Below are 24,218 nucleotides of genomic sequence, written 5' to 3' on the forward strand. Positions count from 1 at the left end.
GACCATGCCGTGCCCGAGTGGCGGTAGATCGGGGTCCGGACGCGCCGTACGGTCCGTCGAGTACGCCGCTCTCAGCGTGCTTCATGCCGCGCCAGGACCCTGCGCGATTCCGGAGGCATCCCCGATCACGAACACACGGTGCTCGAATGCCTCCACGCGGCATGGCCGCGGGCGAACCACTCCTGCGACCCACGTCTGAGCAAAGGGAGCCAGGTTGAGCACTTATCCGGTGGACTCAGGGTCCGACCCGCGTGCGCCGTGGGCGGTGCTGACCCAGGCGTGCCGGCAGGTCGGGTTGGACCCCGCCGGCGCCGCATTGGTCCGTCTGGTCAACAACGCGGTGTTCCGGCTGGTTAGACACCGGGTCATGGTCCGCGTCACGCTGATCGAAGGGCTGGCGCATAGAGCCCACACCGCCGTGTCCGCCGGACGGATGCTGGCCGCCCACGGAATACCGGCGGTAAGACCGTTGCTGGGCATATCGAACCCGGTGCACCTCGATCGGCATGCGGTGAGCTTCTGGAAGGAGGTCGTCGACACCGGCGCGACACCGACCGCCGTTCAGCTCGGCGACCTGCTCACTCGCCTGCACAACCTTCGGACCGCCGGTCTCGGCCTCCCGAGCTGGAACCCGATCGCCGAGCTGCGCAGCAGGATCACCGCCACGCATGGGTGGGACCGGGGTGACGTCGACTTCCTGTGGCGGCGCTGCGAGGCGGTCGAATCCGCGCTGGCCGCGTTGGACTATCCGCTGCCGGCCGGGGTGATCCACGGCGACGCGCACCTGGGCAACATGATCACGACACCGGCCGGACCGGTGCTGTGCGACCTGGACACGGTGTGTGTCGGGCCCCGGGAATGGGACTTGGTGCCGCTCGCGGTCAGCCAGCTGCGCTTCGGACGCGCGGTGGACGTCCATCGTCAGCTTGTCGACGCGTACGGCGTCGACATCACCACGTGGCCGGGGTTCCCGGTCCTGCGCGAGCTTCGGGAACTCAAGCTCGCCGCGGTCGGGCTGCCCATCGCCTATCTGAATCCGGCGGTCGGCGCGGAGCTACGTCTACGGCTGCGATCCCTTCGCGCAGCCCACACCACCGCCCGGTGGACCCCTTATCAGTAGCCACGTTCAAGATCTGCGGCGGTCGTGACGTGACCCGGGGCGCGCGACGGGGCTGACCTGTGGATGATCACAGCCACCGCCGCACCACCGCCGGCGGCACGCTAGCTCCGCCGGCCAACGCGACCCCCGTCGCCCTCCCAGCGGTCCTCGGCATCGTCGGCAGCCACACGAGGGTCAGGGATCGGATTGCCGGCCAGGACACCGGACGCGGCCAGGATCGTCGCCGGGCTATCGGCGTTGTCGCGTCGACCAGCGGCCATCACCGCGTCATGGCCGGCGGCCTCGGACGCCTCCGGCGGGATCACCAGCAGGCTGAGGCGCCGCCCGTCCAGCCCACGCACGTGCACAACGTCCTTGTCCTGGAAGTGGAATCCGTCCAACCGGACGCGCCGACCATCGACCTCGACACAACGCGGCGTCGGGCCCCAGGAGGTCATGGCGAACGCCATCCGATGCACCGGTCCCAGCCGGACGTCCAGCGCCGCGGCCAGCGCGGGCAGTTCCGTGGCCAGATCCCGGGACCGGGGCCACCAGCCGCCGTCGACGTGGCCGGTGGTCGGCGCTTGGGGTTTGAGACTCAACCGAAGCGGCCGCGGCCGTACCGGCGCGGGGCTGACGTGAACGTGTGGGCCCGACAACATGTCGGTGCTCCTGTACTCGATCGCTTGGCGACCGTGGTGTGATGTCCCGAGGACGGCGCCGGCGTGACTGCCGACGCGCGAGGTGCTCTCGGTACCACCTACACTACGCCACCACCTACACTACGCCGCCTTCCACCTCGCGCACTTCCACGCGTGGGTGTCGACGGGCGTAGCATCGCGGATGACGCCGTATCGACATCGAATAGTCCGGCCAGGAAGTCACCAGGCCAGGATCCGAGGGCGTGAGCAGTCCAGAGGAAGTCTCATGAGCCAGACCTACGATCAACGGCGCACGACCGTGGAACAGGCCCTGCTGGCCGAGAAGGTCAACCCCGGCGAGGGAAAGATGCTCTCAGACCTGGCCGCCAAGGTGCTCGACGCGCTCGACCACATCAAGGAAGACGTGCGATAGCCGGCGAGCCAAGGGTCACCTACCACGGTAGCGGAGCCAGATCGACACCTCCGCCCGGCTGATCTCGGCCTCGGTCGGGCACGGCGACGTGCGCATGATCCGGCCGCGGCCGGGTCCCGCGCCACGTCCGCCGGCCGAGTGTCACGTCCCGGTCGTCAAGGCGATTTCGCCGGCCGATTCCGAGGCCAAGGCCACCCGCCAGGCGTAGACTGTCAAGTATCCGGACACGACGACATCCCCCGTTTCGAGGTGCCAGCCCGCCCGGCCACACCCGGAACCGAGGTACCGTCATGCTCTTCGCCCATCGTGATCGCACCGTTGCCGTAGCCGAGCAAGCGCCGGAATCTCACCTGCCCGCGCCGTCGGAGGACGTCTCTCATGGGGAAGTCGGACAGCCGACCGGGAGGCGACCAGTGCCCCGCACTCGCACCGGAGCCGCCTGGGTGGGTGTCTGCGCCGCTGCCGTCATCGCGATAGCGCTGATCGTGTTCATGGTGCAGAACACCGGTGGTGTCGAGGTTTCCTTCCTGTGGATGTCCACAAGCACCTCCCTCGCTCTGATGCTGCTGATCGCCGCGGTCGGCGGGATCCTGCTCACGCTGGTGCTGGGCACCGCGCGTATCACCCAACTGCGCCATCTCGTCCGCGGACACCGCCGCTGACATCCGACCGCGCTGAGCTGGACACCGTGCCGGCATCTCCGCTGTCGACTGCACGCACGCCTTGGTCCAGCTGGCCCAGCACAGCTCCGGCGCGATGGTGACCATGGGGCCGGTCGGTCCGAGCCGACGCGACGGCCGCCATCCCGCCGCCGTGAACGCTGGGTCAGCCGAGGGTTTGAGATCAAACTGCGCTGTTCGGCGCATCTTCCACGGACGGCGGATTCAACTCACGTCGGCGAGCAGTTGCAGGGACACCGCTCGGCTGAGGTCGTCCCAGCTCGCCTCGAACTTGGCCATGCCCTCACGCTCAAGGGTTTCGGTGACGTCCTGGTAGCTGACACCGAGGTGCCGCAACGTCTCGAAGTACTCCCTGGCGGCCTCGTAGGAGCCGTGCACGGTGTCCCCGGTGACGGCACCGTGCTCGGCGAAGGCGGACAAGGTGTTGCCGCTCATGGTGTTCACGGTTCCCTGCACCACAAGTTCCGTGACATACATGGTGTCGGGACAGGACGGGTCCGTGACGCCGGTGGACGCCCACAGTGGCCGTTGCGGACGCGCACCCGCGGCGGCCAGCCGCTGCCAGCGTGAGCCCGCGAGGAAATCCTCGTGGATCTGGTGCGCCAGGCGAGCATTCGCCACCGCCGCCTTTCCCTTCAGAGCAAAGGCGTCTTCGCCGCCGATCGCGTCCAGCCTGCGGTCGACCTCGGTGTCGACGCGGGAGACGAAGAACGACGCGACCGAGTGGACAGCCGACAGGTCGCGCCCGGAGCGCCAGGCCTGTTCCAGGCCGGTGGCGAAGGCGTTGATCACCTGGCGGTAGCGCTCCAGCGAGAAGATCAGGGTGACGTTGACGCTGATGCCCTGGGCGGTCGTCGCCGTGATGGCCGGCAATCCCTCAGCGGTGGCCGGGATCTTCACCATCAGGTTCGGCTGCCCGACCTCGTCCCACAGCGCGTGTGTCTGGTAGACGGTGGCGTCGGTGTCCCTGGCCAGGCGGGGATCGACCTCGATCGACACCCGACCGTCGACACCGTCGGTGCGGTCGTGGACCGGTCGGAGCACCTCGCAACCGGTTCGGGCATCCGTGGTGGTGATGGCGAAAACGGCCTCGTCGAGTTCAGTTCCCGACCGTGCCAGCCCGCGCAACTGCTCGTCGTACCGGCCCCCTTTGGACAGTGCCGAGGCGAAAACGGCGGGGTTCGTGGTGACGCCGACGACGTGGCGGTCGGCGACGAGCGACGCCAACTCGCCGCCCGCGAGCAGCTCACGGGACAGGTCGTCGAGCCAGACCGAGACACCGGCCGCGGACAGCTCGGCGAGCGGGAAGTGCGGCCGTTCGGTGTTCACGACGCCGCCGGATTTCAGGCGTGGCGCAGGTTGCGGGCGACGCGCTGCGGCCTGGGCCAGCGGACCTTGGTCGCCCAGCCGACCTTCTCGAAGACCCAGATGATCCGGGCCGAGATGTCGATCTGCCCGCGCCGCACGCCGTGACGCGCGCAGGTGGGGTCGGCGTGGTGGGAGTTGTGCCACGACTCGCCCATGGAGGCGATGGCCAGCGGCCAGAAGTTCGCCGAGCGGTCCCGCGCGGTGAACGGCCGGTCACCGATCATGTGGCAGATCGAGTTCACCGACCACGTGACGTGATGCAGCACCGCGACACGCACCAGACCGGCCCAGAAGAACGCGGTCAGCGCGCCCCACCAGCTCATGGTGGCGAGCCCGCCGACAAGGGCGGGAACGAGCAGTGTTCCCGCGGTGAGCACCGGGAACAAGCGATCGACGCGCCGGATGTCTCGGTCCGCGAGCAGATCCGGGGCGAAGCGGGCGGCATTGGTCAGGTCCCGTTCGAACAGCCATCCCATATGCGCGTGCCAGAATCCGCGCACCAGGGCGGTGGCGGAACTGCCGTACCGCCACGGCGAATGCGGATCCCCGTCGCGGTCGGCGTAGGCGTGGTGGCGGCGGTGGTCGGCGACCCAGGTGACAACGGGTCCCTGCATGGCCGCGCTGCCCGCGGCCGCCAACGCGATCCGCAGCATCCGATTGGCCTTGAACGCGCCGTGGGTGAGGTACCGGTGGAACCCGATGGTCACACCCAGACAGGTCAGGCAGTAGAAGAAGGCGGCGAGGCCGATGTCGAGCCAGCTGAGGCCCCAGCCCCACACGGCGGGGACGGTAGCCGCCAGGGCCACCATCGGCACCGCCGTGAACACCCCCACCAACACCATCCTGGAAGTGGACTGCTCGCCGGCGAACATCGGTTCCGGCTCGACGACAGTGCGTGCACGGACAGGAACGTTCACGAGAAGACCTCCGGGGCCGGTTGGTGTCACGGCCGCCGGGTCCAGGGCGATCGCTGCGAACTCTCACTCCCAACCTACCCGCAAAAGGCGGGGGTAAACCGGCACGCGTCCCTGCGGGCAGCATTCGACAGGTTCCGTAGAGTGAGAACAGACACGTGACGATGGTCTTGGCGTCGACCCGGATCCGCTACACCAGGAATGACCGCGAGTAGTCGATATCGCGGAGGTGGCGCATGCCAATCGTTCGGCTGCCGCGCAGCTTTGCGGTCGCGCGAGCGGGCGGGGTCGACAGTGACCTCGGAGCGGATGTGGCCGGGGTTGGCGCCGAGGACCAGGACGCGGTCGGCGGGCTGGACGGCCTCCTCGATGTTGTGGGTGACGATGCAGATTCCCTTGGTGGGTAATATCTCCTGGTGCCACAGGGACATCAGCTCGGTGCGGAGGTTCTCGGCGGTGAGGACGTCCAGCGCGGAGAACGGCTCGTGCTGATCCGCTTCGCCTATCTCGCCGTCGCCCACGCCTTCGCCGTGCTGCGGCTACTGCCAATGAGCCACTGCGAGAAGGACGTCGAGATCCTCGCTCTACGCCCTCGTGTTTCGCACTTTTTGATGATCTTGACTGGTGATCGCTCTGCGAGGAACACGCTGACGGTCGGGGTTGTGGATCTTTAGGGGTAACGGGGGAAGCATCGACGGTGTCTGCACCACCCTCGTGAGAGTGATCCGTCGATGCTTCCCGATGGCACCATACCGGGCTCGCTGGCCGATCTGCTGGCGGTCTTCCGGCCCTGTTTCACCGCACCAACATTCTCGACGTTCCAGGGCCTTGCCCTCGGGTTGATCGCCCAGACCCGCCGACGAACCGTCTGCGGGATGCTGCTGGGCGCCGGGCTGGAACGCCTCTGGCATCACAGTCGGGCGCACCGGTTCTTCGCCGCCGCCCGCTGGAGCACCGACCAGGTCGGGTTGGCCCTGGCCGATCTAATCGTGGCCCGGCTGCTGCCCGCGGGATCACCGATCACCATCGCGGTCGATGACACCCTGTTCAAACGCTCGGGAATGAAGGTGTTCGGCGTGGCCTGGCACCACGACGGCGCCGCGAAAGGCCCCAAGCCGATCGGGTTCGGCAACTGCTGGGTCATCGCCGGAATCATCGTGCAACTCCCGTTCCTGTCCCGCCCGGTCTGCCTACCAGTGCTGGCCCGATTATGGCGGCCCCGCCGCACCGGAAAGCTCGCCTACGCACGGGAAATGGCCGAACTCATCGCCGCCCGCCACCCCGATCGCACCGTGCACGTGGTCGGCGACGCAGCCTACGTCGGTGAGCACCTGCGTGGCCTGGCCCCCCAGATCACCTGGACCTCCCGGTTGAAGGTGACCTCGGTGCTACACGAGCTGGCCCCGCCCCACAACGGCAAGATGGGACGGCCACGCACCAAAGGTCCCCGGCTGGGAACCCCATCCGATCTCGCGGCTACCGCGACGTGGCGCACCACGCGAGTCCGCCGCTACGGGCGCACTGACACCGTGCACGTCGCCGAGGTGATCTGCCTGTGGTACGGGTCGTTTCACACTCGCACCGTGCGCGTTGTCCTGGTCCGCGACGACAAACCGCGCACCAGCGACCGTGACGAGCGCGGCTACGGACTTCCGTTGGTCACCACCGACCTGACATCAGCGGCCGAAGACCTGGTGGCCCGCTACGCATCCCGGTGGGGCATCGAGCAAGCCTTCGCCGACGCCCGCCAAGTCATCGGAGTCGGCCAGGCCCGCAACCGGCTCCGCCGCGCCGTCGAACGGACCGTGCCCTTCGGGCTGACCTGCCTGAGCGTGGTCACCGTCTGGTACGCCCTGCACGGACATGCCCCTGAAGACACCGCTATTCATCGGTCCCGGGCTCGGTGGTACACGACGAAGACCGAACCGTCCTACGACGACATGGTCATCAAGCTCCGTCGGGTGATCATCGCCGCGAGATTTCGTAACCCACGCCCTGACCTGGTCACCCCGCAAGAAACCCAGGCGGTCCTCGCAGCCTGGGCAGCAGCCGGAACATGACCACCCAGAACCGCGAAACACGAGTACGCCTGTGGGGTTCAAAAAGTGTGTCACCGGTGCTGACCAGATAGTTTTACGCGGCCCGTTCGTACTCGTTGATCAGGCCCCCGAGAAGCCGCTGCCGCTTGATCCGCTGGGAGTTGAGGTTCGCCACCGGGTGCATCGGTCGGGGCGGCCGACGCCCGCGAGCCCGGTGCGGCCGTCGACCGTTGTGGTGCGGGGCGTATTCGCCGCTGCGAGTCGTCCTCGATGGACGCACCGCGTAGCACGTCATCGCTGGCCTCTCCTGGGAGCTGCCCCGGCTGTGCATCGCAGCCTGGCCGAACCCCGACTGGACAGCGACCTGGTCGACTGCGCCCGGCTTGACAACGACCGCCTGGTCGTCGTCGGCGGGCAGGCGGTCTACTGGTTCCACTGGCTGCCCTCCTGACCGTCCCGCCCTGCCACGAGATTCTGGATCCGGCTTACAGAGGATGGCGTCCTTGGTTCACACCTATGGGCTCTTCCAACCGAGCTCAACAGACCTCAACTGCACCAAACTGCAGGTCAACGGCCCTGAACGGACCTGCGTGGCGGCTGCGGCTCAGGTGAGCACTTAGGACTTCTGCGAGGAGCCGAGTCGCCCGGGTTGAGTGCTCCGCAAACGCGCTCTTCTGCCGACGAGCGTGCGGTTTCATGGCTGAGGTGTACGGCCGGAGGCATACCGGGTAACAATGTGCAATCACCGCAGCTTCGGCGCGTGCTGCGACGCAGGTGGTGGTCACGACCATGTGGGTGTCACCCGGCCCGTAGCGCTCCATCACTCAGATGGAAAACTGGCCAGATGAGCCGATCGAAACGGGCGACGATCGATGCCCTGATCGCCGAGGCGACCGTGGACTGCTACAACGACAGTGAGTGCGTCACCGGCTTCTACACCATGCTGGAGGACAACCTCGCCGTGCCGTTCCGGACCGCGGTGCTGGGAGTGGACGTCACCGTCACCGGCGTCGATCTGGGTGTGGACGACCAGATCACCGCCGTCTGCACACGCGACCGGGCGAAGCAGCGCGTCCCGGTCCTGGATCTGCCGCTGCCTACACCTCCGCCGGACGGCGTGCAGTGGATCGACGCCTACCGACACTGGCTGCGGGGCATGTGAATGCCGGACCGCGACAAGACCCACGAGTGGCCCACCGAGCAGGAGGCGTTCGCCAACCTCCGCACCGTGCTCGAACTGTGCGCTGCCGGCCAGTTGAGGTGCAGCGAGAAAACCCAGCGCCCGTCGGCGGCGACCATCCGCACCGTCACCACGCATCTCGCGCACGGCGACTTCTACCCCGACGAACCCATCGTCGCGTTCGCCTGGCCGCTGCTGCTCCAGGCCAGCGGACTCGGCAAGCTCGACGGCGCCCGCCTTCAGTTGACCCCGAAAGGCCGAGCCGCACTCGGCACACCACCGGCCGAGACCATCCGCGAGCTGTGGCAACGCTGGCTCACCCATGCGGTGATCGACGAGTTCAGCCGGATAGACCAGATCAAGGGCCAGAGCATCCGCAACGTGCTCACCGCCGCCAAACCGCGCCGCCAGATGGTCGCCAAGGCATTGGCCGCCTGCCCACTCGACGAGTGGATCGAGATCGACACCCTGTTCACGACCATGCGGCGCGGCAACATGAGCCCCACCATCGTCCGCACCGATAGGGCCTTGTGGAAGCTCTACCTCCAAGACCCGCAGTACGGCAGCCTCGGCTATGACGGCTTCCACGACTGGACGCTCCTGGAAGGCCGGTACACCCTCGCCGTGCTGTTCGAGTACGCCGGCACCCTCGGTCTGATCGATCTCGACTTCGTCCACCCCGACGGCGCCCGCGACGACTTCCGCGACAACTGGGGCAGCGACGACCTGGACGCGCTCAGCCGCTATGACGGCCTGCAGGCGATCCGGCTCAACGCGCTGGGCGCCTACGCCCTCGGGCTGAGCGACACCTACCACCCCGCCGTCCCAGCCCCAGCCGGGCCATTGCCGCTGAAGGTGCTGCCTAATCTCGACGTGGTCGCTACCGGCGAACTGGCCGCGGCCGACCGGCTGGTGCTGTCCGCCTACGCCGAGCAGACCGCCGACCGGGTCTGGACCGTGTCCGCCACCACCCTGCTCACCGCCATCGGTGCCGGCCGCGTCCTCGCCGAGTTCACCGCTTTCCTGACCCAGCGGGCCGAACACGACCTGCCCAGCCCGCTGACCACCCTGGTCGCCGACGTCCGCCGTCGTGCCACGCAGCTCACCGACCTCGGTCACCCGCGCGTGATCGAGTGCGCCGATCCGGCGCTGGCCGCACTCATCGCCCACGACCGCGGTCTCCGCCCGCTGTGTCGCCCGATCGGTGACCGGCACCTGGCCATCGCGGCCGGCCAGGAGCCGGAATTCCGCAAAGCCCTGCTCCGGCTCGGCTACGTGCTGCCGTCCTAGACTCGAACGACAGGCTCGACACGACCCGACCCCACATCGACGGAAAGCCAGCGCCATTGATGGATTTCGAGGGCCTCGACCAGCTTCGGCGCAATGACGCGGCGTGGCGGCTGTTGCGGGCCGACAACGCGCCGCTCGTGCTCGGGTTTCTCGGCAAGGTGTTCGTCGACGACAACGTCCGGTCGATCTCGGCCACCGAGCTGATCGGCCGGCTGGACGACGAGCTGTACGCCCTCAACGAGCGGCTCGGAGACGGCACGTTCCCCAAGACAGCGAAGGCCTACCTCGACGACTGGGCGGCGCCGGCGAACGGCTGGCTGCGTAAGTACTACCCGGCCGGCTCCGACGAGGTGCACTTCGACGCGACCGTGGCCGTGGAGAAGGCCCTGACCTGGGTGGATTCGCTCCGAGAACGATCGTTCGTCGGCACCGAGTCGCGCCTGAACACGATCTTCGAGCTGCTGCGGCAGATGGCGTACGGGGCCGAGACCGACCCGGACACGCGACTGGCCGAACTGCGCCGGCGACGGTCCGAGATCGACGCGGAGATCAACCGGGTCGCGGGCGGCGATTTCGCCGTCCTCGACACCTCGGCCCAGCGGGATCGCTACCAGCAGTTCGCCGCGACCGCCCGCGAACTGCTGGCCGACTTCCGCGAGGTCGAGGCCAACTTCCGCGGCCTGGACCGGGCGCTTCGCGAGCGCATAGCCGGCTGGCAGGGCAGCAAGGGCCAGCTCCTCGACGAGGTGGTCGGCAACCGCACCACCATCGCCGACTCCGACCAGGGCCGCAGCTTCCAGGCGTTCTACGACTTCCTCCTCTCCCACGAGCGCCAGCTGGAGCTCGCCGAGCTGCTCGCGAAGGTGCAGTCTCTGGAGGCCGTGGGCGAGCCCGACCCCCGCATGCGCCATGTCCACCACGACTGGCTCGACGCGGCCGAACGCACCCAGGCGACGGTGCGGCTGCTGTCGGAACAACTGAGGCGATTCCTCGACGACCAGGTGTGGCTGGAGAACCGCCGGGTGATGGACATTCTGCACAGCATCGAGTCCTCCGCGCTCAAACTGCGTGAACACCCGACGCCGACGATCACCTGCGACCTCGACGGCACGGCGCCGACCGTGGCGCTGCCCATGGAGCGGCCGCTCTACACGCCCAAGGTGAAGGTTCCCCTGAACAGCGCGGACATCACCGCGGCCGACGAGGACCTCGACGCCTCGCCGCTGTTCGAACAGGTCTACGTGGACCGTGAGCGCCTGTCCGGGATCGTGCGCGGCGAGCTGCGGGAACGTGCCCAGGTCGGGCTGGGCGAGGTGCTGGGGCGTCGGCCGCTGGAGCAGGGCATGGCCGAGCTGGTCGGTTACCTCTCGCTGGGTGACCCGGCGTTCCAGGTCGTCTTCGACGAGACCGCGCGCGAGCAGGTGGAATGGGTCGACGAGACCGGTGCGGCCCGGGTCGCCACCATCCCCCGGGTGACCTTCACGCGGGTCGCCGGCCGCGGTCTTGTCGGTGGGACTCCTTAACATGAGCGGCGTGACCACGTCGATACGCCGGGACGAACTCGACCTGCCGCTGGTCGTCACTCACCTGATGAAGGGGGTGGTCTACGCGGACAGCCACGAGAAGGTGTGGCGCCATCTGCTGCCGCTACAGGCCCAGGTGCGTGACTACGTCGGGGTCATGGGGCTGACTGTCGTGATCGACGAGGCCGAGGGCTACGCCTTCCTGCGGTCGAAGTTGGACAACGAGGAGGACGGGCCGCTGCCGCGGCTGATCCCACGACGTGCCCTGTCCTTCCACGTGAGCCTGGTGTTGGCGCTGCTGCGCAAGAAGCTGGCGGAGTTCGACGCCTCCGGCGCGGAGACGCGACTGGTCCTCACCCGGGAGCAGCTGGTCGAGATGGTGCGCATGTTCCTGCCCGAGAGCAGCAACGAGGCGCGGCTGGTCGATCAGATCGACACCCACCTCACCAAGATCGTCGAGCTCGGGTTCCTGCGGCGGATCATCGGGCAGGATGCCGCGTACGAGGTGCGCCGCATACTCAAGTCGTTCGTCGACGGCCAGTGGCTGTCCGAGTTCGACCAGCGGCTCGCCGACTACACCGCACTGCTCGACGGGGAGGGCGAGGACTGATGGCGGGTCCGTCCACTGTGCCTGGTCTCGACGCCGAGGGGGCCGACCTCGCCGGCTATCGCCTGGACCGCTTGGAGGTGTACAACTGGGGCACCTTCGACCAGCGGGTGTGGACATTCCACCCCGAGGGCCGCAACAGCCTGCTGACGGGCGACATCGGCTCCGGCAAGTCCACCATCGTGGACGCGATCACCACGCTGCTGCTGCCCGCCCACCGCATCTCCTACAACAAGGCGGCCGGCGCCGAGGCGAAGGAGCGACACCTGCGGTCCTACGTCCTGGGCTACTACAAGGCCGAGCGCAACGAGGCGACCGGCGCCTCCCGACCGGTCGGACTGCGGGACCGGCGTGCGTTCTCGGTTGTCCTTGGCGTCTTCGTCAATCGCGGCTACGACTCGACGGTGACACTGGCGCAGGTGTTCTGGTTCCGCGACGCCTCCGTCGGCCAGCCCGACCGCTTCTTCGTTACCGCGGAGCGCGGCCTCACCATCGCGGGCGACTTCACCGAGTTCGGCGGGGACATCGCGGCGCTCAAGCGCAGGCTTCGTAAGCAGGACGTCCGCGTCCACGATCATTTTCCCGCCTACAGCAAGGACTTCTGCCGGCGGCTGGGCATCGACTCCGAGCAGGCCATGGAGCTGTTCCACCAGACGGTGTCGATGAAGTCGGTCGGCAACCTCAACGACTTCGTCCGCTCGCACATGCTGGAGCCGTTCGACGCCGCCGACTGGACCGACCGGCTGGTCCGCCACTTCGAGGACCTGACCCGAGCGCACGAGGCGGTGCTCAAGGCCCGTACCCAGCTCACCCAGCTCGAACCGCTGCTCGCCGACTGCGACGCATACGACGAGTTCGACCGGCGGATCGGGGCGGCCAAGGCCGAACGCGACGCACTGCGGTTCTACTGCGCCGACCGGAAGGCGACGTTGCTCGACGCCCGGGTCGCCGCGCTCACCATCGAGATCGGCGCACATCAGACCGAACTGGACTCGACGAAAGGCGAACTCGATCGGTTGCGCCGTAAGGAAACGGACCTCACCGTGCGACGCGCGGGCTCCGGTGGCGACCGCATCGCCCAACTCGAAGCCGACATCGCGACCGAGGAGCAGGAACGCGACCGCCGGCAGGCACGGCACGCCCGTTACCACGAGTTGCTGGCGTCGGCGGCGTTGCCCGCCGTGACCGAGCCCGCCCAGTTCACCGCCCGGCAGCGCGACATCGCGGAGCTGGCAGGCTCCCTGGACCAGGCGCAGGCCGAGCTCCAGAACCAGCTCACCGATCTCACGGTCGAGCAGCGGGAACTCGACGGTGAGGCCAGGGAGCTGAACGCGGAGCTGCTCAGCCTGCGCGAGCGGCGCAGCAACATCCCCAAACGCAGTCTGGACGTGCGGGACACGCTGTGTGCGGAGCTGAACGTCGACCCGGCCGCGCTCCCGTTCACCGGCGAGCTCATCCAGGTGCGCGCCGACTGCGCGGAGTGGGAAGGCGCGGCCGAGCGGCTGCTGCACGGCTTCGGCCTGTCCATGTTGGTGGACAGCGAGCACTACGACGCGGTGTCCGACTGGATCAACGACCGCCACCTCGGCGTCAAACTCGTCTACTACCGGGTGCCCCGACGTCAGGGCCCGACCGCGCCCTCCCCGCTGACCGAGCGGTCCCTGCGCACCAAGCTGGAGATCAAGGAGTCGCCGTTCTCGGACTGGCTGGACCGCGAACTGGCCCACCGCGCCGACTACGAGTGCGTGGACACCATGCTCGAGTTCCGGCGCGCCCCGAAGGCGATCACCAAGGCCGGGCAGATCAAAGGCGCTCGCGGCCGACACGAGAAGGACGACGCCCGTCGCATCGACGACCGCCGTCACTACGTGCTCGGCTGGGACAACCAGGCCAAGATGGACACGCTGCTCGACCAGGCCAACCGGCTGCAACTCCGGTTGCGTGAGCTGGCCGTGCTGGCGGCCGGGGTCGGCAAGGACCTCGAGGACCGGCGCCGGCTCGCCACCACGCTCACCTTGCTGGCCGAGTTCGGCTCCTTCACCGAGGTCGACTGGCAGTCCTCGGTGAACCGCATCGCCGAGCTCGACGGCGAGAAGTGCGGCCTCGAACAGCAGTCGGACGAGTTGAAACGGCTCACCCAGGAGCTGGCGGCCGTCGGCGCACAGATCAAGAAGGCGGAAACCGCCCAGAGTGCGGCGCAAACGCGGCTCGGGAAGCTCAGCGGCCAGTGCGAAGACGCCGAGAGGCAACTGCGCGACACACGGAGCACCTTGGACGAGCCCGCGTGCGAGTCCGCACGGGCGTTTTTTCCCATGGTGGACAAGCGAGTCGCAGCCAGAAGCCTGGCCACCCCGGAGGACTGCGACGCCTGCCGCGTCGACGTGAACGAGGACATCACCACGGAGATCGATCGACTCACCGGACGGCAGAACAAGGTCGCGAACCGGGTGACCGGAAAGATGAGCGACTTCCGCAAGGCGTATCCGCTGGAGACCGAGGACTTCGACAACTCCGTGCAGTCCGCGGGTGAGTACCGGGCCCTGCACGGCCGGATCGCCTTGGACGACCTGCCCCGGTTCGAATCCGAGTTCAAGACCTACCTCAACACCAACACCATCCGCGACATCGCCGGGTTCCACTCCCAGCTGACGAAGCAGGCCGACCTGATCAAGCGGCGGATCGAGACCATCAACGACTCGCTGGTGGACATCGACTACAACCCGGGCCGGTTCATCCGGCTCGAACCGCATCCCACGGTCAGCGTCGAGATCCGCGACTTCCGCAGGGAACTGCGGGACTGCACCAGCGGGTCCCTGCACGGCGACGAGTCGGACCAGTACTCCGAGCAGAAGTTCCTCCAGGTCAAGGCGCTCATCGAGCGGTTTCGGGGGCGGGAGGGCCAGACCGAGCCCGACCGGCTGTGGACCCGCCGGGTCACCGACGTGCGCAACTGGTTCACCTTCGCCGCGTCCGAGCGGTGGCGGGCCGACGACACCGAGCACGAGAACTACACCGATTCCGGCGGCAAGTCGGGCGGCCAGAAGGAGAAGCTGGCCTATACGATCCTGGCCGCGTCGCTGGCCTACCAGTTCAAGCTCGACTGGGGCGCGCCGAAGTCGAAGACGTTCCGGTTCGTGGTGATCGACGAGGCATTCGGCCGGGGCTCGGACGAGTCGACGCGGTTCGCGCTCGACCTGTTCCGGCGCCTCGGCCTGCAACTGCTCATCGTCACGCCGTTGCAGAAGATCCACGTCATCGAGCCCTATGTCGCGGCGGTCGGATTCGTGGACAACCAGACCGGTGACTGCTCACGGGTGCAGACCCTGACCATTGAGGAGTACCACCGCCGCCAGCTCGCGCACGCCCTCGGGTCCACGTCGGCACGGGGTGACTGATGGCGGCAGCCTCCGCCTGGACCGTGCCCGGTGACGTCGTGAGCAGGCTGCGGCGACGTTGGGACCGGGGCGAGTTGCTGTCCCGGCTCGCGTCGGGTGCCCCGTGGGAGCCGCTGGCAGTCGGCCTGCGCGGGCCGAGCGCACAGGACACCGCCGCGCGCTTCGACGAGGCGCGAGCCTGGATCGACCAGTGGCGCAGGGCCCGGCATCTCCGGGTCGAGACGCGCACGGTCGGCGGCCGTGTCCTGGGCGCGAACGAGCTACCCGCTCGGGCCTGGGTCGACTCCTACGAGCAGTTGTGGGCCGCGCTTGGCGTCCACGCCGAGGTTCGAACCTTCATGGGCCTGCTGGACACGACCCGGCGACGGGCACCGGCGATCGCCGACTGGATGGTCGTCAAGCCGATGGAGGTGCTCGGCCACCAGGGCGGCTGGACCCGACTGGTCAACACCGTGCTGTGGATCGACGCGCACGCCCGTCCCGACATGTATCTGCGGCAGGTCGACGTGCCCGGCGTCGACACCAAGTTCATCGAGCGCCATCGCACGATCCTGGCCGCGTTGCTGGACCGGCAACTCCCGGAGCACCGGGTCGACCGCACCAGGCCACCGTCTGACTTCGCCGGGCGGTACCAGTTTCGCGCCAAACCCGCGTATGTCCGGTTCCGTCGGCTGTCGGACGGCGACGGCTTCAGCGAACTCGCCGTCAGAGTGCCCGAACTGGCCGACCGGCCGCCCACGGCGCGCACCGTGTTCGTCGTCGAGAACGAGGTCAGCTACCTGGCCTTCCCGCCCGTGGCGGACGCTGTCGTGATCTTCGGCGAGGGCTACGCCGCCTCCCGGCTGGAACCATTGCGGTGGCTGGCCGGCAAGAACCTCGTCTACTGGGGCGACATCGACACCCACGGCTTCGCGATCCTCAACCGGGTGCGCCAGACTTTCGGCCACTGCCGGTCCATGCTCATGGACCGGGCCACGCTCCTCGCGCACGAAAGCCACTGGGTCGACGAGCCCAGCCCGGTCAGCGGCTACCTGGAGGCACTGCTGCCCAACGAAGCCGCGCTCTACAACGACTTGGTCGAAGACGCCCTCGGCCGTGCGGTGCGCCTCGAACAGGAACGCGTCTCCTACGCCGCCGTCGAACACGCCGCGGCAGCGCACGGCTCCACGATGCAGGACAGTCCCAAGCGGCCATAGTCGGCGCGTGAGAATCGCGGTCGGGGAGCAGCGCGGGGAGCAGACTGGCGCGCTCAACGGCCCTGAACCGCATTCAACGGCTCTGAACAGACCCGCGCCGACCTGTAGAAATGACATTTCCGCAGGTCGGCGCACTATGTCGTCCTTGGTTCACACCGAAGAGGTCACTGGTTCGATCCCAGTATCGCCCTGTGCGCGCCGAGAACTACATCCGCGCAGGTGACCAGGCATCGGCCTGATGCCTGGTCACCGTCCAGCATGATCGCGGCTCGTGCTGATCCGCTTCGCCCACCTCACCGTCATCCAAGCCTTCGCCGTGCTACGACTGTCGCGCAAGACCGACTGCGAGAAGGGCATCGAGATCCTTGCGTTACGCCATCAACTCACGGTCTTGCACAGACAACTCGGCAATCGGCGCCTACAACTGCGCCCTGAGGACAGGGCATTGCTCGCTGCCCTGCTCGTGCCCCTGGCCCGCACAACGTTGCACCGACTCCGGCTGTTCGTCAGCCCGGACACAGTGCTGCGATGACATCGGGACCTGGTGAAACGCCGCCACGCCCGTGCAAGCAAGCACCGTAGGCCCGGGCGTCCGCGCACGGTCGCCTCGATCCGCCGCCTCGTCCTGCGCCTGGCAACCGAGAACCCCTCCAGGGGTTACCGGCGCAGGTCGGCGCGCACCGCGGCGACTGACGCGACGGCGGGGCGATTTCTATTGCAGGGCATGGGTTGGATCGCTCAACCAACGGCGGAGTTCGGCGTACACGCGGGGATGGCGTAACAGGGCCGAGTGGCTGATGCCGCCGAAGGTGTGGCGGTCGGCCTCCTGGGTGGGATCGGTCGCGCTCGCCGGCGTGACGAGCAGATCGCCGAACAGTCGACCGCGCCAGCTGCCGGGATCCAGGGCGAGGGTGGCGGCGACGAACAGCTGGCGTCCGGACGGCGCCGGGTGCGAGTCGGCGGGAAGGCCGTGGCGCAGGTCCTTGATGCCGGTGCTGCGCAGGGTGAACAGCGCCGCGAGTGGCGCGGACTCGGAGAACCAGCCCAGTGCGCGTCCGACGAGCTCGGCCGCGCGTTCGACGTCGGATCCCTGGTGCGGCGTGCCGAGGCAGACGACCTCGCCGAGAGCCGGCAGCCAGGCCAACCGTCCGGCAACTGCGTGGCGGACGGCGCTGCGGGCGACCAGGCCGCCCATCGAGTGACCGATCAGGGAGAGTCGTTCGACCGGGACCGGCCAGTCGGCGGTGACGTCGGCGAGCAGTGCCGCAAGTTCCTGTCCGTTCTCGGTGACCGACCGACCGCTGTTGTAGCGCACGTACAGCACGGACGCGCCGAGGTCTTCGGTGAGGCGCCGACCGAAGTCGGTCCGGTCGGCGGCGTCTCCGTGCTGCCACCATTCCTCGTTCTCCACCAAGCCATGGATCATCACGATGACGTGGCGTGACGGGTGGGGATAGCGATCGGCGAGGGCGGTCGTCGGCAGGTCCGCGCCCTGGTGGCGCAGCCGCATCGGCGTCGCTAGTGCGGCGTATCGACCGGTGAGGCTGTCGCCGACGGCTCCGTTGAGCGCGGCGGCGGCGCGCCGGCCGACGACGGTGGCCTGTAGTGGGTGGTAGTGCCGGCCGACTCCGGTGGCAGTGAGCGCCAGATCGGCCACTGCGCCGGCGATAGTGACACCGGCGTCGACGCAGCCGTAGACGAAGCCCGAGATGGCCGGCAACACGGGCGCGGCGATAGCTCGATGAGTGCGGGAGACCAGGCCCACGACGCCGCTGGCCGCGTCGAACAGCAGCCGCACGGCCGTCGTCAGCTCATCGATCGGCTCGTCGTCGGCGGCGATGGGCCCTCACCTCCGGCACCGGGGAGTCCCACAGTACCGGCCGACGCCCTCGCCGCCCAGACGCACTTAGGTGATCGACAATTCAAGCCTGGGCCAGGTGCTGACCGCGCGGCCGCACGTCCGTGGGATTCTCCAGCCACTCATCCGCGTCGATGGAGCGGGCGCTGACCGACGTGGGGCGCCTAGGTGACTCAACCCGTGTCGTGAACGCATTCCCGGGTCCCACGAGCGATTTTCACTCAAACGTACGAAGAATGAAAGGTAAACCGCTTCCTTCACGGACGACCAGGTCGACTGTCACCGCCAGCGGGGTGGACTCGGAATGATCCGCTCGACCGGTTCGCCAAGCAGGTCCCACGCCTGGTACCCAACCGAGCATCTGTTGCACCGTGCCCTGCCGCTTCTTCAACGCATTCGCGTACGCCGTGCCCATCCGGCCGCCGCCATTGGCCACAACGAACCCGTCAGCGCTGTCGAGACGGCGCACGACACCCTCGCGCATCACGCTGACCTCGGCCGGATGGTTGATGGCACTTTCAGCACGGTCGCCGAACCGCCGCGACGGCGTCCGATGGCTATCCCCGAGTTGGCACATCACCTCGGGTCAGGCCCGGGCCAGGGTGAACGACGAGACGCCGGCCGCGTTCTCGACCGAGTACCGGTTGGCGGCGGTGCTCCAGCCCGGTGTGGTCAGCGCCGTGGAGCCCGCGATGCCGGTGTGTACCGCGCCGTCGATGGTGGCCTCTCCGGCGCCGCCGGCGAACAGCACCCGCGCCTGGACCTGACTGGGCAGCCGGACCTCGAAGCTGGACGCGCCACCAGTCATCCGCACCGGCACGGTGCCCCGCGGCGGTGGCAGCACGGCGGTGATCCGGCCGGCTCCGGCGCCCAGGTCGAGTTCGGAGAGCCGGCCGCCGGACAGATCGACGTTCTCCTCGGTGGCTCCGCCGTCCAGCGCGATCCGCCACGACACGGCGGAGTTCAAGTCGATGACCACGTTCCCCGGCCCGCCCGGCCGCACCGACACCCGCATCACGTCGCCCTGCACCTCGACCTGGGCCGGGTCCTGAGCCCGGTACAGCGCGGTCCCCAGGTCCGCCGAGCGCACGAGCACCGAGCTCGCGCCGCCGACCACGTCCAGTTCCGCGGCGTGCCGGCCTTCCACACCGACGGGTTGCGCTCCGATCGGACGCATCACCGTCTGGCTGGAGCAACCCGCGAGCAGTAGGCATACCGGAATGAGCAGAATTTTCCGCACCTGCGGTGATTTCCCACCGGCCGTCGTCGTCAAACCAGGCTCAGCCGTGACTGGAGGCCGCTCGTCGGCAGCTGGGCGTCGCGTGGTCGCGGGCCAGGTCACCGACCAAGCGGGCCATCGCCCCTGAGCACCTGACAACGCTCACATCGCGGCGGCCGTCGATGCCGCCAGATCGCGCTCGGTGGCGAGGCTGCCGGGCTGGGCCAGCCAGATCGAGGCGGTGCCGTCAGCGTCGATGACCTCGTCGGCGATCCCATCCAGGTGGTGGCGGGTCTGAGCATCGGCAGGCAAGGCGGCGAGGCGGTCGGAGGTCTGAGCGACACCGAGCCGCTTGTGCTTGCGCCAGATGGTGATCCGGGGCGTGGAGGGGCTCGCGCGGATCCGGTAGGACAGTCAGCCTGGACGCCCAGTGCGGGTTGCTGTTCGTCGCGCACCTGGGCGCCAGCGAGGTCGTGGAGATCGACGTGCAGGAAAACAAGGCGCTGCGCACGATCTCGGATCTGTCGCAGGTGCCGGGCGTGCTCGTGGTGCCGGCGCTGCGCCGCGTACGCCCTCGCCACCGGTGCCAACCAGGTCGTCACGCTGAACGAGGACACCCGCGGGGTGATCAACCACGCCCCAACTCGTGACTATCCCGATGGGCTGGCCTACGACCCGCGTCGCAACGCGGTGTGCCTCACGTGTCCACCCGTTCGCAACCTCTCCTGGCAGTACAGCTAGTCGGTGCGCACCGGGTCGCCGTTCGCGGACTCGGCCAACTCGTCGAGCACCCGCCAGAGCGAAGCCGCCTCCCGGGGGCGGCAGATCGCGAGGTCCGGCAGGACGGGATCGCGCTGGTTGTACCGCAGTGGAAGGTTGTGGATGCGACGGACACTCAGGCCGCTGGCCGCGGCGACCGCCACTGGCGCGGCGGAGTCCCACTCGTAGTGGCCGCCCGCGTGCACGTACGCCGTCGCCGCCCCGGTCAGCACGGCCGCAGTCTTCGCCTTGGCTGAACCTATCGGCAGGACTGCGGCTGCCCATCGCGCCAAGAACGCGGGCAGGAGCGCCGGCGGGCGCGAACGGCTGACAACGACGGTGCGGGCAGGATCCGTGCCGATCCACGGCAGCCGCCAGGTCGACAACACGGTGCCCAGCCCGCGCGAGGGCCATGGAGGCGTCCGGCAGCAGCGCGGTCAACCGGCTCGCCTCCCCGGACGGCGGCCAGCCAGCCCACCGTGACGTACGGGATCTCCAGCTCGTCGACGCCCAGGTCGAGGACGAGCCGGTCGATGTCGGCGAGGATGGCGTCGAACTGGTCGCCGGCCTGTCGCTCCAGGATGCCGTGTGACCGCCGCGCCGCCAGCCAGTCGTCGACCGCCACGCGGTGCAGCACCGGCTCCCGTAACACCTCGGGACGCTCGAACAGGCCGCTGGCCTCGATGACCGGCGCTTGGTCCTCCCGGCGCACGCCGTAGCCGTAGTCCGGGATCCTCCCTTGATCAGCTCTTCGACCCGCTGCTGCAACGGGTCGGTGAGGTCGCGGTGGTTCCACACGCAGGCGAACCAGCCCGGCCGGCGCAGGGATGCGGGCAGTCTCCCGCAGCGCGGCCGGTCGGTCGGTGGTGGCGAAGGACGAGCCGAAGGTGACCAGGTCGTAGCGGTCGGCCGGCAGGCCGGTGTCCTCGCCGACGCCGACGTGCCAGGTGAGTCGGTGTCGGCGGTGCGGCGGATGCGGATCTCGCGCATGGCCTCGTTCGGCTCGACGGCGTCGATGACGCATCCCCGGGCGACGAGGTCGACGGTCAGGTGGGCGTTGCCGGCGCCGATGTCGGCGACCCGGGGATGTGGCTTGCCCGCGAGCGCAGCACCTGGAGCTCGGTCACCAGGTCCAGGATGTCGCGGTGCACGTCCGGTCGGGACGTGCGCCGGAAGGCCGTGCTCTCGCCGTTGAGCCCGCAGAAGGCGCAGTGGTGTTTCTCGCCCCACCAGCACCCGCGGCTGATCTCGAACGCGAGCCGGGGTTCGATCTCGCCGTCAAGACCTGTCTCGGAGAGCCGCGCGAAGTACGAGTTCCGAAAGCCACCAATTGGGGAGCGGAAACCCCGTGGCCGTCAGCCGGGGATCTCGGTCGGGCGTCCGCCGGCGCCGTTGTCGAACACGGCGGTGGTGGCGAGCTTGCCGTTGAGGTACAGGGTGACGGGGCTGCCGTCCTCCTTCAGCACCGGCAGGGCCACCACCACGCCGTCGGTCATCGCCTGCTGAACGGCCCGGTTCACCTCGGCGGCCTGGGCGTCCTCGACGCCCCACGACCGTCCGTCCACAGTCAACTGCTTGTCGCTCATGCCACTGTCCCTTTCCGACGACGTGAAAGTCCGTTCGTAGTTCCCTGACGGACCGCGATGCCTCACGCCTCGTCTATCAGGAGCCGGAAGGCGACGCCGCCGGCCTTGACCGCCGTCGAACGGCCTATGCCGAAGTCCTCGGAGTCCAGGAGAACGGACCGGAACAGGCCGACGGTGTCGTGGCAGACGCGGGCGAGTTCCCGGCCCGCGCGGTCGATGGGCGCCGCGTCCGTGTGACCGGCGAGGAGGTCGGCGAGCGGAGGTTCGCCGCCGTCCCGCGAGAGCCACACAGCGATGTCCAGCCGGTCCCGCACCTCGCCGGCGAACACAACCAGGTCGCTGCCGGGCGACGACAGACGTTCGGTGCGCGCGTGACCGACCTCGCCACCGGTGACCGCCATCGTGTCCAGCCTGAAGCCGCCGCCGCGCCGATCGTGCCGCAGTGCCAGGTCGCACAGCCGAACCTGGACCTTCGCCGGTTCGGACGACCGTGGCCGCAACAGAATCACACTGGCCGCGGGGCGATCGTCCACATGGAATCGTGCCGTCGAGGCGGGCGGCGGTGCGGTGGGAACCAGCTCGAATTCCAGTTGCTGCACGGAGAACCGAGACGGCCGCGTGATCGCGACGGGCGCCGCCTCCCGCCGGCCGGCCGCGGCGAGGTCGACCAGTCGGCGCTCCAGCGGGGACATCAGTTGCCTGGTGCTTCGAACGCCGTCCTGTTCCAACACCGTCACGTCGACCGGCTCCTCGCTGAGCAACACCACAATGGTCTCGGTACGCGGCCGTTTGCCGACCACGGCGGCCGGCCAGCTGAGCTCCATTCCCGGCAGCGTCCTGGTGTACTTGTCGGCGCCGAAGACATGGTTCGCCCCGCCCTCGATCAGGACGCCGCTCGGCGACGACGGGTCGAGCACCGTGGTCCGCGCGGACACCCCGATGTCGAGCAGGGAAACGTACACGTCGTCCGGCCCGGCGTTGCCGACATCGACACAGATCTTGTCGCCCGGGTACAGGACCGCGCCCGAACGCGGCAACGGCTGCCGCTGCCCGTCGACGACCCGGGCGAAGGCGATCGTGACGGGCGTCGTCAACCCCAGTCCGGGCAACTCGGTGAAGCGGCGGAGCTGATGCGCCTGGGCCATGCGCCTGAGGTCGGCCACGATGCTGGGCCCCTCGGTCGCAGCGGGCCGAGGCCGGCCCATTGGCCCGATGTCGTCCTCGATCGTGACACCGCCCTCGGCGTCGGCCACGACCTTGACCGGTGCGCCGTCGACGATCGTGAGCTGGGGTATGTCGTTGAGGGCCCGCACGATTCCCGTGAACCGCCCGTCGTTCACGTCGACATGGACGGGTAGCGGCGGCAGGGCGGTGCGCGTCAGGCACGCCCGAGCGCCGAGCGGCAGCGCGGTCGTCCCTGAGCGGCTCGTCAACCGGCCCCAGGCCGACTCCGTGCCGACCTTGTCCACGAGCACCGTGCCCAACGCGGCGGCATCGGCCGGGCCGACCGAATCCAGCGGCACGACAAGCAGTTCGTCGTCGACACGGACCCCGAACAGCCGCGCGCCGCCGATCCGGACCCGATCACTCTCGTCCGGGAACACCGGCAGCGTGCCCGCGGCATCGCTCTCGACGGTGGCGAAGACCAGTCGGCGCGCGGGTCCCTCGGCATCGGGACGCTGGCCGGGCTGGGCGTCGACGACCAACTGCCGAACCCGGTCGATCACCGTCGCCCACGACAGTTCCAGGCCGCTCCGGTGGAGTTCGACCAGGGTCCGTGTCAGCGCGTCGGTGAGCACACCCATCCGCACGCCGTCCGTGTTGTCCGCCTCGTAGGCCACCTGTTCCGGCGCGCAGGCGACGATCCGCACCGCGTCCGGATTGCTCGGCGCCTGCCACAGATCCAGCCGCAACCCGGTGCGTGCCAGCATCTCGACGTGCTCGCGGACGACCTCGTGGGCGACCGGCCTCGACATCGACCGCACCGACACTCCGGGATCACGGGACATGTGCCCGGCGTGGCAGCAGTCGAGCACCACGACCACATTGCGGGTCCGCAGGGTCAGCCGGGCCAGCAGCACCGAGAGCTCGGCGTCGATGACGGCGCGGAAATCCCCGTCCGAGCTCAGTTCGTAGTCGGTCGGGACGAGGAACTGGATGTCCCGCTCGGCCGGCCGGTCGTCAGGCCTGAGCGCGTAGCCGCCGTGTCCGCTGTAGTACAGGACGATCGCGTCGCCGGCGCCCGCCCCCGCGATCAGGCGTTCGTACGCGTCGAGAATGCCCGCCCGGCTGGCGTTCTCGCTCTCACACCGCACGGTGGCGAACCCCCAGAGGCCGAGCGCGGCCTCCATGGCGGTCACGTCGTTGCCGACACCGCCGAGCTCCCCGGTCTGCGAGCCGATGAGCAATGCCTTGCGCGCCATAGCCCCCT

24 protein-coding genes are annotated in these 24,218 nt (G+C 68.8%); 12 read left to right on the top strand and 12 right to left on the bottom strand.

Annotated features, from left to right (window positions below):
• Window positions 1–214 precede the first annotated feature (214 nt).
• Window positions 215–1,120 carry a phosphotransferase enzyme family protein gene (locus KUTG_RS12365; protein WP_232240775.1) on the top strand — a complete coding sequence of 302 codons (906 nt, stop codon included), beginning with the start codon at window positions 215–217 and terminating at the stop codon, window positions 1,118–1,120.
• Window positions 1,121–1,221: 101 nt separating this feature from the next.
• Here the strand turns inward: KUTG_RS12365 and KUTG_RS12370 are convergent, their stop codons facing one another.
• Window positions 1,222–1,701 carry a DUF5994 family protein gene (locus tag KUTG_RS12370; protein WP_043716885.1) on the bottom strand — a complete coding sequence of 160 codons (480 nt, stop codon included), beginning with the start codon at window positions 1,699–1,701 and terminating at the stop codon, window positions 1,222–1,224.
• 325 nt (window positions 1,702–2,026) lie between these two features.
• On the opposite strand from KUTG_RS12370, the gene KUTG_RS58370 reads away from it, so the two are divergent.
• Window positions 2,027–2,173: a DUF6307 family protein gene (locus KUTG_RS58370; RefSeq protein WP_157494497.1), complete on the top strand. Its 147-nt coding sequence runs from the start codon at window positions 2,027–2,029 to the stop codon at window positions 2,171–2,173.
• Between the two features lie 413 nt (window positions 2,174–2,586).
• A complete protein-coding gene (locus KUTG_RS12375) occupies window positions 2,587–2,835 on the top strand; it encodes a LapA family protein (RefSeq protein ID WP_043716886.1) in 249 nt (82 codons plus the stop codon).
• 222 nt (window positions 2,836–3,057) lie between these two features.
• Here the strand turns inward: KUTG_RS12375 and tal are convergent, their stop codons facing one another.
• The 3 genes from tal to KUTG_RS61125 form a co-directional block, all read right to left on the bottom strand.
• Window positions 3,058–4,182, bottom strand: a complete 1,125-nt coding sequence (gene tal / locus KUTG_RS12380) for a transaldolase (protein ID WP_043716889.1) — start codon at window positions 4,180–4,182, stop codon at window positions 3,058–3,060.
• A gap of 14 nt (window positions 4,183–4,196) precedes the next feature.
• Window positions 4,197–5,093 (bottom strand): acyl-CoA desaturase, encoded by an 897-nt coding sequence (locus tag KUTG_RS12385; protein WP_043716890.1) that lies wholly within the window; start codon window positions 5,091–5,093, stop codon window positions 4,197–4,199.
• Between the two features lie 119 nt (window positions 5,094–5,212).
• Entirely contained in the window at window positions 5,213–5,656 is a 444-nt protein-coding gene (locus tag KUTG_RS61125; protein WP_198047127.1) for a hypothetical protein, read from the bottom strand.
• 210 nt (window positions 5,657–5,866) lie between these two features.
• Between KUTG_RS61125 and KUTG_RS12400 the strand changes: the two genes are divergently transcribed.
• From KUTG_RS12400 to KUTG_RS12440, 9 genes are all read left to right on the top strand, one after another.
• Entirely contained in the window at window positions 5,867–7,195 is a 1,329-nt protein-coding gene (locus tag KUTG_RS12400; protein WP_157494498.1) for an IS701 family transposase, read from the top strand.
• A gap of 304 nt (window positions 7,196–7,499) precedes the next feature.
• A complete protein-coding gene (locus tag KUTG_RS65180) occupies window positions 7,500–7,625 on the top strand; it encodes a hypothetical protein (RefSeq protein WP_255360869.1) in 126 nt (41 codons plus the stop codon).
• A gap of 393 nt (window positions 7,626–8,018) precedes the next feature.
• The gene (locus KUTG_RS12410; protein WP_043716899.1) at window positions 8,019–8,336 is read left to right on the top strand and encodes a calcium-binding protein; all 318 of its coding nucleotides are present in this window, start codon (window positions 8,019–8,021) and stop codon (window positions 8,334–8,336) included.
• Window positions 8,337–9,644, top strand: a complete 1,308-nt coding sequence (locus KUTG_RS12415) for a helicase-associated domain-containing protein (RefSeq protein WP_043716902.1) — start codon at window positions 8,337–8,339, stop codon at window positions 9,642–9,644.
• Window positions 9,645–9,703: 59 nt separating this feature from the next.
• A complete protein-coding gene (locus tag KUTG_RS12420; RefSeq protein WP_043716904.1) occupies window positions 9,704–11,167 on the top strand; it encodes a DUF3375 domain-containing protein in 1,464 nt (487 codons plus the stop codon).
• Window positions 11,168–11,177: 10 nt separating this feature from the next.
• The gene (locus KUTG_RS12425) at window positions 11,178–11,777 is read left to right on the top strand and encodes a DUF4194 domain-containing protein (protein ID WP_198047128.1); all 600 of its coding nucleotides are present in this window, start codon (window positions 11,178–11,180) and stop codon (window positions 11,775–11,777) included.
• Entirely contained in the window at window positions 11,777–15,169 is a 3,393-nt protein-coding gene (locus KUTG_RS12430) for an ATP-binding protein (RefSeq protein WP_043716907.1), read from the top strand. Before KUTG_RS12425 ends, KUTG_RS12430 begins: the two co-directional genes overlap by 1 nt.
• Window positions 15,169–16,365 (top strand): DUF3322 domain-containing protein, encoded by a 1,197-nt coding sequence (locus KUTG_RS12435; RefSeq protein ID WP_043716908.1) that lies wholly within the window; start codon window positions 15,169–15,171, stop codon window positions 16,363–16,365. The genes KUTG_RS12430 and KUTG_RS12435 overlap by 1 nt, the downstream gene beginning before the upstream one ends.
• Window positions 16,366–16,636: 271 nt before the next feature.
• A complete protein-coding gene (locus tag KUTG_RS12440; RefSeq protein ID WP_043716909.1) occupies window positions 16,637–16,897 on the top strand; it encodes a hypothetical protein in 261 nt (86 codons plus the stop codon).
• A gap of 180 nt (window positions 16,898–17,077) precedes the next feature.
• On the opposite strand, the gene KUTG_RS12445 is transcribed toward KUTG_RS12440, so the two are convergent.
• The 8 genes from KUTG_RS12445 to KUTG_RS12475 all read right to left on the bottom strand — a co-directional run bounded on the left by KUTG_RS12445 (window position 17,078) and on the right by KUTG_RS12475 (window position 24,210).
• Window positions 17,078–18,163, bottom strand: a complete 1,086-nt coding sequence (locus KUTG_RS12445; RefSeq protein WP_052394388.1) for an esterase/lipase family protein — start codon at window positions 18,161–18,163, stop codon at window positions 17,078–17,080.
• Window positions 18,164–18,440: 277 nt separating this feature from the next.
• A complete protein-coding gene (locus KUTG_RS58375; protein WP_157494499.1) occupies window positions 18,441–18,800 on the bottom strand; it encodes a hypothetical protein in 360 nt (119 codons plus the stop codon).
• Window positions 18,801–18,809: 9 nt separating this feature from the next.
• The gene (locus KUTG_RS12450) at window positions 18,810–19,400 is read right to left on the bottom strand and encodes a hypothetical protein (RefSeq protein WP_157494500.1); all 591 of its coding nucleotides are present in this window, start codon (window positions 19,398–19,400) and stop codon (window positions 18,810–18,812) included.
• A gap of 204 nt (window positions 19,401–19,604) precedes the next feature.
• A complete protein-coding gene (locus KUTG_RS66130; RefSeq protein ID WP_369794638.1) occupies window positions 19,605–19,856 on the bottom strand; it encodes a Chromate resistance protein ChrB in 252 nt (83 codons plus the stop codon).
• A 323-nt stretch (window positions 19,857–20,179) separates the two neighbouring features.
• Entirely contained in the window at window positions 20,180–20,434 is a 255-nt protein-coding gene (locus KUTG_RS12460; RefSeq protein ID WP_369794456.1) for an FIG domain-containing protein, read from the bottom strand.
• 26 nt (window positions 20,435–20,460) lie between these two features.
• Window positions 20,461–21,225 (bottom strand): hypothetical protein, encoded by a 765-nt coding sequence (locus tag KUTG_RS63450; RefSeq protein WP_232241571.1) that lies wholly within the window; start codon window positions 21,223–21,225, stop codon window positions 20,461–20,463.
• 331 nt (window positions 21,226–21,556) lie between these two features.
• Entirely contained in the window at window positions 21,557–21,787 is a 231-nt protein-coding gene (locus tag KUTG_RS12470) for a hypothetical protein (protein ID WP_043716915.1), read from the bottom strand.
• 62 nt (window positions 21,788–21,849) lie between these two features.
• Window positions 21,850–24,210: a caspase family protein gene (locus KUTG_RS12475; RefSeq protein WP_043716916.1), complete on the bottom strand. Its 2,361-nt coding sequence runs from the start codon at window positions 24,208–24,210 to the stop codon at window positions 21,850–21,852.
• Window positions 24,211–24,218 lie beyond the last annotated feature (8 nt).

Source organism: Kutzneria sp. 744, assembly GCF_000568255.1.
Lineage (GTDB): Bacteria > Actinomycetota > Actinomycetes > Mycobacteriales > Pseudonocardiaceae > Kutzneria.

Coding starts and splice junctions, on each gene's coding strand:
- KUTG_RS58370 (WP_157494497.1), top strand. CDS start 2,027: ATGAGCCAGACCTACGATCAACGGCGCACGACCGTGGAACAGGCCCTG.
- KUTG_RS12385 (WP_043716890.1), bottom strand. CDS start 5,093: ATGTTCGCCGGCGAGCAGTCCACTTCCAGGATGGTGTTGGTGGGGGTG.
- KUTG_RS12400 (WP_157494498.1), top strand. CDS start 5,867: ATGCTTCCCGATGGCACCATACCGGGCTCGCTGGCCGATCTGCTGGCG.
- KUTG_RS12410 (WP_043716899.1), top strand. CDS start 8,019: ATGAGCCGATCGAAACGGGCGACGATCGATGCCCTGATCGCCGAGGCG.
- KUTG_RS12415 (WP_043716902.1), top strand. CDS start 8,337: ATGCCGGACCGCGACAAGACCCACGAGTGGCCCACCGAGCAGGAGGCG.
- KUTG_RS12420 (WP_043716904.1), top strand. CDS start 9,704: ATGGATTTCGAGGGCCTCGACCAGCTTCGGCGCAATGACGCGGCGTGG.
- KUTG_RS12430 (WP_043716907.1), top strand. CDS start 11,777: ATGGCGGGTCCGTCCACTGTGCCTGGTCTCGACGCCGAGGGGGCCGAC.
- KUTG_RS12435 (WP_043716908.1), top strand. CDS start 15,169: ATGGCGGCAGCCTCCGCCTGGACCGTGCCCGGTGACGTCGTGAGCAGG.
- KUTG_RS58375 (WP_157494499.1), bottom strand. CDS start 18,800: ATGTGCCAACTCGGGGATAGCCATCGGACGCCGTCGCGGCGGTTCGGC.
- KUTG_RS12450 (WP_157494500.1), bottom strand. CDS start 19,400: ATGCGTCCGATCGGAGCGCAACCCGTCGGTGTGGAAGGCCGGCACGCC.
- KUTG_RS63450 (WP_232241571.1), bottom strand. CDS start 21,225: ATGCGTCATCGACGCCGTCGAGCCGAACGAGGCCATGCGCGAGATCCG.
- KUTG_RS12470 (WP_043716915.1), bottom strand. CDS start 21,787: ATGAGCGACAAGCAGTTGACTGTGGACGGACGGTCGTGGGGCGTCGAG.
- KUTG_RS12475 (WP_043716916.1), bottom strand. CDS start 24,210: ATGGCGCGCAAGGCATTGCTCATCGGCTCGCAGACCGGGGAGCTCGGC.